Source organism: Methanofollis sp., assembly GCF_028702905.1.
Lineage (GTDB): Archaea > Halobacteriota > Methanomicrobia > Methanomicrobiales > Methanofollaceae > Methanofollis.
Genome location: NZ_JAQVNX010000063.1, coordinates 1 through 12,260 on the forward strand (window position 1 = coordinate 1; position 12,260 = coordinate 12,260).

11 protein-coding genes are annotated in these 12,260 nt (G+C 63.6%); all 11 read right to left on the reverse strand.

The window, feature by feature from the left end:
• Positions 1-137: 137 nt before the first annotated feature.
• Entirely contained in the window at positions 138-1,586 is a 1,449-nt protein-coding gene (locus tag PHP59_RS08385) for a nucleotide sugar dehydrogenase (protein WP_300165961.1), read from the reverse strand.
• Between the two features lie 69 nt (positions 1,587-1,655).
• Complete coding sequence (locus PHP59_RS08390) at positions 1,656-2,567, reverse strand: Gfo/Idh/MocA family oxidoreductase (protein ID WP_300165963.1); 912 nt, start codon at positions 2,565-2,567, stop codon at positions 1,656-1,658.
• Positions 2,568-3,653: a DegT/DnrJ/EryC1/StrS aminotransferase family protein gene (locus PHP59_RS08395; protein ID WP_300165965.1), complete on the reverse strand. Its 1,086-nt coding sequence runs from the start codon at positions 3,651-3,653 to the stop codon at positions 2,568-2,570. It lies immediately after the preceding gene.
• A 1-nt stretch (position 3,654) separates the two neighbouring features.
• On the reverse strand, positions 3,655-4,248 hold the full coding sequence (locus PHP59_RS08400; protein WP_300165967.1) for an acyltransferase: 594 nt from the start codon (positions 4,246-4,248) through the stop codon (positions 3,655-3,657).
• A complete protein-coding gene (gene glmS, locus PHP59_RS08405) occupies positions 4,245-5,984 on the reverse strand; it encodes a glutamine--fructose-6-phosphate transaminase (isomerizing) (RefSeq protein WP_300165969.1) in 1,740 nt (579 codons plus the stop codon). Before glmS ends, PHP59_RS08400 begins: the two co-directional genes overlap by 4 nt.
• A gap of 42 nt (positions 5,985-6,026) precedes the next feature.
• Entirely contained in the window at positions 6,027-7,178 is a 1,152-nt protein-coding gene (gene glmU, locus PHP59_RS08410; RefSeq protein WP_300165970.1) for a bifunctional sugar-1-phosphate nucleotidylyltransferase/acetyltransferase, read from the reverse strand.
• A gap of 10 nt (positions 7,179-7,188) precedes the next feature.
• Positions 7,189-8,388 (reverse strand): bifunctional sugar-1-phosphate nucleotidylyltransferase/acetyltransferase, encoded by a 1,200-nt coding sequence (glmU, locus tag PHP59_RS08415; RefSeq protein ID WP_300165972.1) that lies wholly within the window; start codon positions 8,386-8,388, stop codon positions 7,189-7,191.
• Positions 8,385-9,647, reverse strand: coding sequence for a phosphopentomutase/phosphoglucosamine mutase (locus PHP59_RS08420; RefSeq protein ID WP_300165974.1), 1,263 nt, complete (start codon positions 9,645-9,647; stop codon positions 8,385-8,387). The genes glmU (PHP59_RS08415) and PHP59_RS08420 overlap by 4 nt, the downstream gene beginning before the upstream one ends.
• A gap of 837 nt (positions 9,648-10,484) precedes the next feature.
• The gene (locus tag PHP59_RS08425; protein WP_300165976.1) at positions 10,485-11,090 is read right to left on the reverse strand and encodes a hypothetical protein; all 606 of its coding nucleotides are present in this window, start codon (positions 11,088-11,090) and stop codon (positions 10,485-10,487) included.
• A gap of 7 nt (positions 11,091-11,097) precedes the next feature.
• Complete coding sequence (locus PHP59_RS08430; RefSeq protein ID WP_300165978.1) at positions 11,098-11,709, reverse strand: cyclase family protein; 612 nt, start codon at positions 11,707-11,709, stop codon at positions 11,098-11,100.
• 2 nt (positions 11,710-11,711) lie between these two features.
• The coding region (locus PHP59_RS08435) for a protein-L-isoaspartate(D-aspartate) O-methyltransferase (RefSeq protein WP_300165980.1) at positions 11,712-12,260 on the reverse strand (549 nt) is incomplete at its 5' end.

Sequence of the window (12,260 nt, forward strand, 5' to 3'; positions counted from 1 at the left end):
CCGTCGCTCACGTGGAAGTGGGGGACATGCACCTCGTGCCTTTTTGCCAGTTCCTCGAAGATGTAGTGGTGGCGGGAGGGGACAGGGTGGTGGATGTAGTCCTGCGTCGAGACGAGGAGGATCTTCATGACCTCACCTCACTCCGTGAATGTGTGGCCGTTCTTGTCGCCTCTGCCGATGCCGCGGTAGGCGAAACCGGCATCGATCCAGGCATCCGGCTCGACGACATTCCTGCCGTCGACGACCGCCGGGAGAGCACACCCGCAGAGCGCCTTCACTTCTGCCGGGACAAGCCTCCTGTACTCCTTGTGTCCGGCAAAGACGACGACGGCATCCGCGCCGGTGAGTACCGCTTCAAGATCCTTCGACAATCCCGGCGGCACGTCGGGAGCGGTCTCGGGGTCGACCCAGGGGTCGTGGACGCGGACCTCGGCGCCCGCAGCCTTCGCCGCCTCGTAGTAGGGCTCCGCAGGGGTGTTCCGTGCGTCGTCCGAGTCGTTGATGAAGGCCCAGCCGAGAAGGGCGATCTTCGCGCCCTTCACTGTCTTGCCCGCCTGTGCCAGGGCGGACTCCGTCAGGTGGAGCATATGCGCCGGCATGAAGTCGTTGATGCCGCGGGCGAGGGTGTACAGCGACTCCCTGCCGTCGGGGAAGTCGAGGGCGTCCGGCCCGAGCATCTGCACGCCGCGCTCCAGGTGGTAGGTGTCCTTCGTGAGGCAGTGGCCGCCGACGCCTGCGCCCGGCCAGAGGACGGCGCGGGTGATCCCCTCGCCCTTGAGGGAGGCGACGCCGGCACGGACGTCGTAGACATTGATGCCCATAGCCTCGCAGTACAGGGCGAGCTGGTTGACGGCGGCGATCTGGAGGTCGCGGAAGGTGTTCTCCGCGGTCTTTGTCACCTCGGCCGCGGTGGCGGTCATCGGGATGATATGGCCGAGGGTGAGGACGGGGGAGTAGAGTTCGACGGCCCGTTTCGTGCTCACGTCGTCGATGCCGCCGACGATCCTGTCGTGCTCGCGGATATTCTTGAGCAATCTTCCGACCATCACCCTCTCGGGTGCGTGGGCGAGGGCGAAGTCCTCCCCTGCGACGAGGCCCGACTCCTCTTCCAGGATCTTGCGGGCCATGCCGGCGGTGGTGCCGGGCGTGATCGTCGATTCGAGCACGACGAGGGTGCCGGGGGTGAGGTATTTCCCGACATTCCTGATCCCGGCGATGAGGGGTGTGAAGTCCGGGAGGAGGTCTTTCTTGTCCTTGAAGGGCGTCTGGATCGCGAGGGTGACGGCATCGCACTCCGCGATCTTCGAGAAGTCGGGGGTGCACTCAAATTTTCCGGCCGAGACGACCTTCTGGAGGAGGTCTTCGAGGCCGGGCTCCTCACCCTTCAGGGGCGACTCGCCCCGGTTCAGCATCTCTATTTTGTAGCCAGACGAGGGGGAGTCTCTCTGGAAACCGTAGACATGCTCGAATGCAGGGGCATCGGCGAAGAGCACTGCCGCGGGGATGCCCACATAGCCCATGCCGATGACGCCGATCCGCCGGATCGGGCCTTTCCGTGCTATGATCGATGAGAGTCTGTCTTTCATGGTGATCCCGGAACCTGAATGAATATGGGCGTGCAGGGATAAAGTAGCCAGCGGTCGAGGAAAAGGGGATCAGATGGAGAGGCTGCCCCTGATCTCCTCGCAGATCCTGAGGTTCTCAAGCCCCTCTGCCGGCGATACCGGGAAGGGCGTGCCGTCGCGTGCTGCCCTGACAAAAGTCTGGAGTTCGATCTTCAGGGGCTCGACCTTGTTCACGAGCACCTTCTCGATGATGTTTTCCTGGCGGTAAAGCCCGTTTTCCTGGCCGTATGCGCCGGGTTTCCGGTAGACATAGACCTCCTGGGTCATGAAGTCGCCCTCGATCGTCAGGTCTTCTTCCTCGACATAGATCGTCCTGACCTTCTTGGAGGACTTCCTGCTTGCGGAGAGATAGACCGGGGTCGTCCCGAAGGTGAGGAGCGCCCCCGCGATATCGACGGTGCCGCTGCTTCTGAGGGTGTACGGGCCGTTGAAGAGGGCGTGGAAGACGATGTCGATGTCGTGGATCATCAGGTCCTCGACGACAGAGGACCCGGTCACCCGTGCCGATGCCGGGTTGTGCCGTGCGATCTGGACATAGAGGGGATCTTTGACGAGCCTTTTCACCTCGTCGACGACCGGGTTGAAGCGCTCGATGTGGCCGACGCCGACGGTGATGTCGTCCGGGATCAGGCCGAGGAGCTGCTTCCCCTCCTCGGCGGTGAGGCAGATCGGCTTCTCGATGAGGGTGTGCACCCCGGCCCCGATGACCTGTCCTGCCGTCGAACAGTGGTACGGCGTCGGGACGCAGACCGAGATGCACTCGGCCTTCCGCAGGAGTTCGTCCATCGAGTGGCAGACCTCGGCGTCGTTCGCGGCTGCGACTCTCTCTGCGGCCGCCGCATCAAGGTCGTAGACATAGGTCGTGCCGACCTCTTTCAACTCGGTGTAGACCCGCACATGGTTCCTGCCCATCGTGCCGGTGCCGATGACGCCTGCGTCCATCTAGATCACCTCGTTGATCGCATCGCAGATGTACGCCCTTTCCTCGTCGGTCACGGCCGGGTGGACAGGGATGGAGAAGACGGATGCTGCAAGCGATTCGGCGACCGGGCAGGAGGCATTCAGGCCTGCAAAGACGGGCTGGCGGTTGAGCGGGACAGGGTAGTGGACTGCCGTCCCGATCCCCTTCTCCCGGAGACGGGCCATGAACGCGTCCCGTGAGAGGGCCGCCTCTTCGGTCACCCGGAGCACGTACTGGTGGTAGACATGGGTCATGCCCGCCGCCACCGGCGGTGTGAGGATGCCGGATGCGCGGATGTGGCTGTCATAGTATGCGGCGGTCTCCTGCCGGCGCCTGTTGAAGCCGTCGAGTTTCGAGAGTTGCACGAGGCCGATCGCGGCGGCGATATCGGTGAGACGGTAGTTGTAGCCGAGTTCGGTGTGGAGGTACTTGTCTGACTGGCCGTGGTTGATGACCCGGCGGAGGCGTGCGTCGTAGTCGTCCGAGGACGTCGTGACCATGCCGCCCTCCCCTGTCGCCATGTTCTTCGTCGCATAGAAGGAGAAGCAGGCGAGGTCGCCGAGAGACCCGGTCCTCTGTCCGCGATATTCGGCGCCATGGGCCTGGGCGGCGTCCTCGATGAAGACGAGGTGGTGGTCGTCGCAGATCTCCCGGATAGCCCCGGCGTCGCAGGGCTGGCCGTACAGGTGGACGCCGATGACAGCCTTTGTCCGCGGGGTGACGAAATTCTCAACGGAGGCCGGGTCGATGGTGAAGAGTGCGGGGTCGACGTCGGCGAAGACCGGCGTCGCGCCGCACATAGCGACCGAGGACGCGGTCGCAAAGAAGGTGAAGGCCGGGACGATCACCTCGTCACCCGGGCCGACGCCTGCCGCGAGCAGGGCGGCATGGAGGGCGGCCGTGCCCGAGTTGACGGCGACGGCATGTCTGGACCCGCAATATGCGGCGAACTGTTCTTCGAACATAGCCGTGCGGCCGCCCTGTGCGATCATGCCTGATGCAAGGACCGCCGTCACGGCGTCCGCTTCCTCTGCCCCGAGAAGGGGGCGTGCGATCGGGATCGTCATATCAGTCGCGCATCCCCGCAGGAAGGTCGACAAAGCGTGCAGGTGCCCCGATCGCCATCATCCTGGCCGGGACGTCATGGGTGACGACCGCACCCGCGGCGACGAGCGCCCCCTCGCCGATCGTGATGCCCGGGAGGATCACCGCGCCGGCCCCGATCGAGACGCCGTCCCTGACCATCGGCCCCTGGAGGGGCGGCCTGCCCCGCGGCGGGTAACGGTCGTTGGTCAGAACCGCGTTCGGGCCGATGAAGACATTGTTCCCGATCATCGTGTTTGTCGGGATATAGACCATGCTCTGGAGGGATACATGGCTCCCGAGGACACAGTCCCCCTCGATCACTACCGATGTGCCGACGGCGACATGATCCCCGATCTTTGTCCTCTCCCTGATCAGCACGTTATGCCCGCTCGAGAACTCGTCCCCGATCTCGACGTCGCAGTAGATGATCGTCCCCGACCTGAGGACGGCGTTCTTGCCGATGACGGTGCCGGGATACTCCTTCTGGTCAAGCCTGTCCCGTGACGGAAAACCGAGAGTCACCGGCTCGAAGACGCGTGCGCCCTCTCCCAGTCTGTTTATGCCATATTCTATCATTCGACGGTCACACTCTTTGCCAGATTTCTTGGTTTGTCGATGTCCCTGTTTAAAGCACATGCGGTGTGGTAGGCGAGGAGCTGGAGGACGACCGAGACGGTGAGCGCCTGGACCATCTGGTGGTCGGCGGGCACCGGGATGAAGACGTCGACGACCTGTTCCACCTCGGTGTCCCCCTCGACGCCGATGCCGATGATCGGCGCCCCCCTCGCCTTCATCTCCTTGACGTTGGAGAGCATCACGCCATAGGTCCTGCCCGGCATGCAGATAGCGACGACCGGCGTTTCCGGCGATAGCAGCGCGAAAGGCCCGTGCTTGAGTTCGCCTGCGGCATAGCCCTCTGCATGGATGTACGAGATCTCCTTCATCTTCAGCGCGCCCTCGAGAGCGACCGGGTAGAAGACGCCCCGCCCGACATAGAACATCTCCTGCGCCTCAGATATTAATGCAACGGCTTTTCCGAGGGTGCAGGAGAGCACACGCTCGATGGAGCAGTGGGCATGGGCAAGGACATCGTCGAACTCCCTGTCGCACATTGTGTTCACCATCACCATGAAGACCGCAAGCTGCGCGGTGAACGACTTGGTGGCGGCGACGCTGATCTCGGGGCCGGCGCACATGAAGAGGGTCCAGTCCGCCTTCCTGGTGATCGAACTCCCGAGAATGTTCGTGATGGCGAGGGCCGGGCAGTTGTGGGCCTTTGCCTGGTCGATCGCCGCAAGGGTGTCCGCGGTCTCTCCCGACTGGGAGACGGCGATGACGAGTTCACGGATGGGCGGGGCATAATACTTGAACTCGGAGGCGAGTTCGACGTTGACCCTCTTCTTCCCGTAGTCCTCGGCGAGGTAGCGGAAGATGAGGGCGGCGTGGTACGACGTCCCGCAGGCCGCCACCGTCAGTTCGGGTGCGACCCTGACCATGGCAAGGTGGCTATCCCCTTCGAGGCCCTTGATGGTGTTGTAGAAGGCCTGGGGCTGCTCGTAGATCTCCTTGAGCATGTAATGGGGGAATCCTCCTTTCTTCGCATCGTCCACGCTCCAGGTGATGTGGTCGACCTGCCTCTCGACAGGCATCCCGTCATGGTAGACGTCGATCCGTGCGGGCGTGAGGGCGGCGATGTCCCCGTCCTCCAGGTAGACCGCCCTCTCTGTGTGGTCGAGGAGGGGGGTGATGTCTGAGGCGCAGAGCATCTCGCCGTCGCCGATGCCGAGGACGAGGGGGCTGCTTTTACGGGCGGCGATGATCCTGGGGTCGTCTCTCGCGAGGGCGAGGATCGCATAGGACCCTTCGAGGTGGCGGACGGTCTCGGTGACCGCGGCGAGGAGGTCGCCTGTGTAGTACTCCTCGATGAGGTGTGCGATCACCTCGGTGTCGGTCTCGCTCCTGAAGAGGTGGCCTTTCTCGGTGAGTTTTCTCCTGAGCACCGCATAGTTCTCGATGATGCCGTTGTGGACGACGGCGATCGACCCGCTGCAGTCGGTGTGGGGGTGGGCGTTTTGCTCGTTGGGGGCGCCGTGCGTCGCCCAACGGGTGTGGCCGATGCCGATGGTCCCGCTGAGCGCCGAGAGATCGAGGTGGTTGTCCGAGATCCTCCCGTTCCTTTTGACGACCCTGATGTCCCCGTTTTCCGTTGCGACACCGAAGGAGTCATACCCCCGGTACTCCAGGCGCTTGAGGCCCTCGATGATCAGGGGCGCCGCGTCCCTCCAGCCGATATATCCTACTATCCCGCACATGGTCTTCACGCATCTGGCTAACTTTGCTAATCTCCTGTGATCCTATAAAAGTTTTGCACCATCGGGGACCTCCCCGTAAATGGTTTTACCGTCATCAATGACTACTTCGTTCCCCACGATACAGTTCCTGAAGATACAGAACGGGGCTGAACGCGTGTGGTCCCCGATGATCGCCCCGAATTTCGCCCCGATCATCTCCCTTTCTATCGAGAAGATCGTCTTTGTGGGGAAGGTGGTGGCGTGGTCGCCGAGGTGCGACCCGGTCCCGACGACCGCCTCGACGATCCGGGAATGGGACCCGATGCTCACATCGTCGAGGATGACGGACTGACCGATCATGGTGAAGGGTTCGACCCGCGCTCTGGCGCCGATGCTCGTCTCGGACGTGATGACACAGTTTGCACCGATATCGCAGTCGTCCCCGATGACCACCGGCCCTATGATGGTGGTGTTCGGGCCGATGGTCGTTCCCTTCCCGATCGAGACCCGGCCCCTGATCACGACGCCGGGTCCGCTCCTGCCTGCCCGCTCCTGCCTGACGTCCCGGAGCAGGGCGGCGTTCAGTTTGAGGAGGTCCCAGGGATAGACCGCGTCCTGCCAGTCGGCGGCGGCGACGGCCGTCAGGGGCGTGCCCGCCCGGATCATCCTGTTGACGGCGTCGGGGATCTCCGTCTCATCGAGGTACTGGAGGAAGGACGGGTCGAGGGAGAAGATGCCGGTCGAGACAGTGAATCCCGGGGCTTCCTGGGGTTTTTCGATCACCTCTCTCACCGTCCCGTCCCTGATGACGAGGACGCCGAAGTTCGACGGGTGGGGGTGCTCCCAGGTGAGCACCGCGTTCTTCTCCCGCATGATCCTGGCAATGGAGGCGGTGTCGACATAGTTGTCGCCCGGGAGGAGGAGGAAGTCTCCGGTGATCAGGGGTGCGGCGCACGCCAGGGCATGGGCGGTGCCGAGTTGCTTCTCCTGCACGACGACCCTGACAGGGATGTCGAGGGCGTTGAGATGGCGGATGACGTGCTCCTTTTTGTACCCGACGACGACGATGATCTCCCTGATCCCGTTCTTTTCCAGGGCCCTGATGATGTGCTCCAGGATCGGCCTGTTCGCCACCGGCACCATCGCCTTGGGCATTGCGTGGGTGAGGGGCCTGAGCCTTTTTCCTTCGCCTGCTGCGAGAATGACTGCCTGCATCTCTCTTCACCTACCTGATGATGGTCCTCTCGGCAACGGTCCCTTCGACGAGACAGTGGGGGCCGATGAGGGAGTAACTCCCGATGACGCTCCCCACGTTCACGGAGCAGTTGATCCCGAAGAGGACATGGTCGCCGACGATCGCCCCGAACTTCTTTCTGCCCGTCGACCTGCCGCTGGCCGTGACGATGCCGTGGTCGTGCCGGAGGTTTGCGATCTTGGTCCCGGCGCCGAAGTTGCAGCCGCTCCCGATGACCGAGTCGCCGATATAGTTGAAGTGCGGGACTTTTGTCTCCGGGAAGATGATCGAGTTTTTGATCTCGACGGCGTGGCCGATGTGGCAGCGGTCGCCGATCGCGGTCGAGCCCCGGAGATAGGCATGGGGGCCGATGGTGCACCCCTCCCCGATGATGCAGTCCCCTTCGATATAGGTGCCGGCCTTGACGACTGACCCCTTCCCGAGGACGAGTTTCCCGTGGATGACGACGCCGTCTTCGATCTCGCCTTCCGAGGTCGGCTTCATTCCGGCAAGGAGGGTGGCGTTGGCGTCGAGGAGGTCCCAGGGTGACCCGACGTCCATCCAGGTCGCCAGGCGGTATGCCTGCAGTCGTCCCTCTCCGATGTACTCGGCGAGGGCGTCGGTCAGTTCGTACTCGCCGCGGCCCGAGAGGGAGACCTCTTCGAGGAGGTCGTAGATCCCGGCGTCGAAGAGGTAAACTCCCGCGTTGATGGTTCTGCTCTTCGGGTTCGGCGATTTCTCTTCGAGGCCTGTGATGCGGTCGCCGGCCGTGGTGACGACGCCGTAGTCCTGGGGGTGGTCTGACTCGTAGACCCCCATGGCGGGGGCGTCCATCCGGCAGAGGGCGGCAAGGTCGCGGGTCTCCGCGATCATGTCGCCGTTGAGCATCAGGAACCTCCCGGTCACGAGCCCTTTTGTGGACCGGAGGGCGTCGGCCGTGCCGAGCTGGTGGCGCTGGGGGACGTAGCGGATGGAGACGCCGAGGCGCTCGCCGTCGCCGAAACACTCCCGCACCTCCCTCTCGCCGTAGCCGACCACAAGGAGGATGTCGGTGATCCCGGCGTCCCGCACGGCGACGATCAGGTGTTCGAGCATCGGCCTGTTGGCGACAGGAAGCATCACCTTCGGCCTCTCCGCGGTGAGCGGGCGCATCCTCTTTCCCTCGCCCGCGGCAAGGATGACGCACTTCATGCAACATCACTCCCGTGGCGGGCGCCGGAGACGAGCGCCTTCCCCGTCTCCATCATCCTCTTCGCGGCGGCGGGATCTCTCCCCTCGGCCGTGAAACGGATCTTCGGCTCTGTCCCGCTTGCCCTGATGAGGCACCAGCCCTCCTCCTCCTGGAGGCGGATGCCGTCTGTCGGGACGGCGGCGCCGAGTGCGCCCATCAGGTCGCGGGCATTCTCAAGGCGTATGGAGTCCCTGAGGATCGGGTATGTCGGCATGGCAGCCACCTTTTCGGCGATGTCCCATTCCCCGGCGATCTCGCAGAGGAGGGCGGCGGCATAGATGCCGTCCGGACAGAGAGAATTTTTCGGGAAGATCCATGCCCCTGACGGTTCCCCTCCGAAGTCTCCCCAGCGGAGGAGTTCTTCGGAGACGTAGGTGTCGCCGACCGGGGTCCGTCTCACCTCCGCGACCTCCTCGATCGCCATGGAGGCGTCTGCGGTGGTGACGACGTGGCGTGCGCCAAGATAGTCGGCAAAGAGCATGAGCATGTGGTCGCCGCCGATGTACCGGCCCTTTCCGTCGAAGGCCATCATCCTGTCGGCGTCGCCGTCATGGACGATTCCGCAGGCGGCGCCCGCCTTCCGCACCATGGCAGGCATGTACGGCAGGTTCGCTTCCAGGGGCTCGGAAGGGCGGACGAACCGGCCGCTCGGGTTGGCATTGAGGGCGAGGGGACGCATGCCCCCGTCGGCAAGGAGGGATGGGGTGATCATGCTCCCGGCACCGTTCCCGCAGTCCACGACGACATCGAGTCCTTCGGGGAGGGTGAGGGTGCTGAGGATGACGTCTTTGTGGATTGAAACGGCGTCGAGGGCGTGGACATGCCCTTGCGATTCCCACCCGGTCCAGTGGTCCTGTGTGAGCGCCTCTTCCATGGCGGCCTGCTGGGCCGCGGTGAACGAGGAACCGTCCGGGTTGAGGAGTTTGATCCCGTTGTACTCCTCCGGGTTGTGCGATGCGGTGATCATCACGCCGAGGTCGTGGGCACGTGCGGCACAGGCGACCGTCGGGGTGGGGGCGATGCCGCAACTATAGACGTCGCATCCTGCCGAGAGGAGGCCGGCACTGACACTGTCCGCGAGGACCTGCCCGGTCGTCCGTGCGTCCCTGCCGACGACCGCGTTCCCGCCGCGGGATGCGGCCGCAGCCCCGACACGGATGGCCAGGTCGGCGAATCCTCCGGAATATTCTCTTCTGATCCCTGAAGAGCCGAAAAGCATGAGTACGTCTGCACCCTCACAGGATATGAGGTTTGGGGATTGGGCCGCGGGGATCTTTTCAAGGTATCAGGATTATTATAATCGCGATTTGTGCAGCCGCCCCGGAGATGTCGGTCGGGGGTCAGAGGTCTCTGGTCGGGCGATATGGTGCGCGTGTGCTCCTTTGATCCCATGACGTGAACGCGGATCCTCTACCTTCGCCACAGAGTTCTCCGAGGATTAACACCGAAAATCAAAGATTTTTTCGAACTCGCTATCGCTCGTTGCCCCCGAACCCTCACTCTGGATTGGGGTGAGGTGGAATATCCATCCTCGGATATCCTGTTCGCTCTTCCCGGGTTCTATCCTAATTTTTGGGGTCCGGGGGTGAAACCCCCGGTGAGCAGTATGGGGAAGGCAGTTGATCAGTCACTTCTCCGGGGTGCTGTTGCCCCCCGGTCCCCCCGCGTTAAGATAGGCAGGGATACGGCAATCTCCCTCCCCGGGATTTCCTATTCTCTCTTACTTGAATTCTTATCCTAATTGGGGGGACGAGCGTGAACGAGTTCGAGAACACAGGGAATCGAAGATCTCTGGTGAAGGAAAATCTATGATTTTCCGTGCACAGAAAATGCGGAGCATTTTCCTGTTCGGGCACATCTGTGATGTGCCACGGACCGGATTTCGCTGTCCGAGGGTGTAGCCCCCGGAGAGATATATGGGGAAGGCAGTTGATCCGCGCCTCCCTCTCTGTGATCATGGGGAGATATCAACCTCGGTATGAGGATTTCAATAGAGCCAGACTATAAACAGAACCGCTTCCGGGCGGTAAAAAAAAGGGACGCCCCTCCCCTCTCATCAATGCCCGTACGGGCACCAGTGCTCGACCTTCTGGAGGAGGGCGACGCCCGCGGTGGAAGGTCCGAGGAAGATCACTCTCTTTGTGCCGAGGGCGGCCTCGATCGCGGCAAGTCCGTCGTCGGAGACGAGGCCGGGGGCAGTGACGAGGAGGACGTCGGCGTCGGCCGGGTCTGGCACGAGGGCCGTGCCAAGGGCGTCAGGGAGGCCCTTTGCCTCGCCGACGACGGCGACCCTCTTCCCCGAGACCTCTGCCATGAGATCCCTGAGGCAGGGGGCATGATGCGCCTCGCCGCAGGCGTTCATCTTCCTGTTGATGCAGAAAAATCCGGTGACAGCATTGATGATCGCGCAGGCCGCCGTCCTTTCCACCGGGCTTTTGAGTGGAGCGCCGAACATGAACGAGACCTTCGTGCAGGCCTGGATCGGGTCGGCCGTCACCACATGGCCGCGTCGATCGCCGAAGCACGCCCCGGTGCAGACCCCCCGTGGGTACGGGCAGAGGGGGAGTTTCGGGTTCTGCGCGAGCGAGACGGTCCCCTCCTCGCAGCCCCCGTCTTTCATAATCTCTTCGAGCCGCTGTACGGCAGTTGCAATCAGGTTCATGGTCACCTCAGGATATGGGCCTGTCCGAGAGGATCACCCTCGCCGGTGCCCCGTCGAGCCCTTTGAGACGGAGAGGGAGGGCGATCATATAATAGTCCCCTTCGACGATGCCGGAGAGGTCGAGGAGTTCGATGACCGCGACGCCCTCCCCGAGGAGGGTGCGGTGGACGGTGCCGTCGCCGTCGAAAGCCTCGATGGAGGGGGAGTCGATCCCGATGCAGGCGACCCCGGCGTCCGCGAGGAAAGCCGCGGCGTCCGCGGTCAGGTGCGGGTAACCCGGATCGAACGCAGTCTCTTCTGAGGACCATGTCTTCAGGAGAACTTTTTTTGCATCGCCGATCCGCTCTTCGAGATCCTCCCGCGTGATCGCGGTTCGGGTCCCGAGGTCGACGACCCGGCACCTCCCGACGAGCCTTTCGAGGGGGATGGCGTCGACTGTCCCTCCCTCATCCTTCAGGTAGTGGGAAGGGGCGTCGATATGGGTGCCGGTGTGGGTGCAGAGGGAGAGAAGGGTGATGACATAGTCCTCATGCTCCTCTCTCGTGAACGACGGCTTCGGGTCGCCGCCGGGAAAGACGAGGATCTCTTCGGAGAGCTCACGCGTGATGTCGTAGAACATACTCACTCCTCCCAGCCATGCTCCCCTATCAGGGGGACGAAGCAGACCGCCCCCCACGAGGCCGGGACGATATCGTCGCCGCGGCGGGTGTAGCACATCAGGTACTGGAGTCCCCGGCTGCCGACCGGTGCCACAAGCCTCCCGCCGTCGGCGAGCTGGTCGAAGAGGGGCTGCGGGACCGAGGGGGTCGCCGCGGTCACGATGATCCCGTCGTACGGGGCGTGCTCGGGCAGACCCAGGGTGCCGTCCCCGGCGACGACATGGACGTTTCCCGCCCCGACGCCGGCAAGGTTCCGCTCCGCGAGGTCGGCGAGTTCGGGCAGGCGCTCGATTGTCCAGACCTCCGCGGCAAGACGGCCCAGGACCGCAGCCTGGTAACCGCTCCCCGCCCCGATCTCAAGGACGCGGTCGCCGGCCTCCACAGCGAGAAGTTCTGTCATCACCGCGACGATATAGGGCTGGGAGATCGTCTGCCCGCTCCCGATGGGGAGGGGGTGGTCGCCATAGGCCGCGCCCCCCAGGCCGGGCGGGACAAACAGGTGGCGGGGGAC

Coding starts and splice junctions, on each gene's coding strand:
- PHP59_RS08385 (WP_300165961.1), bottom strand. CDS start 1,586: ATGAAAGACAGACTCTCATCGATCATAGCACGGAAAGGCCCGATCCGG.
- PHP59_RS08390 (WP_300165963.1), bottom strand. CDS start 2,567: ATGGACGCAGGCGTCATCGGCACCGGCACGATGGGCAGGAACCATGTG.
- PHP59_RS08395 (WP_300165965.1), bottom strand. CDS start 3,653: ATGACGATCCCGATCGCACGCCCCCTTCTCGGGGCAGAGGAAGCGGAC.
- PHP59_RS08400 (WP_300165967.1), bottom strand. CDS start 4,248: ATGATAGAATATGGCATAAACAGACTGGGAGAGGGCGCACGCGTCTTC.
- glmS (WP_300165969.1), bottom strand. CDS start 5,984: ATGTGCGGGATAGTAGGATATATCGGCTGGAGGGACGCGGCGCCCCTG.
- glmU (WP_300165970.1), bottom strand. CDS start 7,178: ATGCAGGCAGTCATTCTCGCAGCAGGCGAAGGAAAAAGGCTCAGGCCC.
- glmU (WP_300165972.1), bottom strand. CDS start 8,388: ATGAAGTGCGTCATCCTTGCCGCGGGCGAGGGAAAGAGGATGCGCCCG.
- PHP59_RS08420 (WP_300165974.1), bottom strand. CDS start 9,647: ATGCTTTTCGGCTCTTCAGGGATCAGAAGAGAATATTCCGGAGGATTC.
- PHP59_RS08425 (WP_300165976.1), bottom strand. CDS start 11,090: ATGAACCTGATTGCAACTGCCGTACAGCGGCTCGAAGAGATTATGAAA.
- PHP59_RS08430 (WP_300165978.1), bottom strand. CDS start 11,709: ATGTTCTACGACATCACGCGTGAGCTCTCCGAAGAGATCCTCGTCTTT.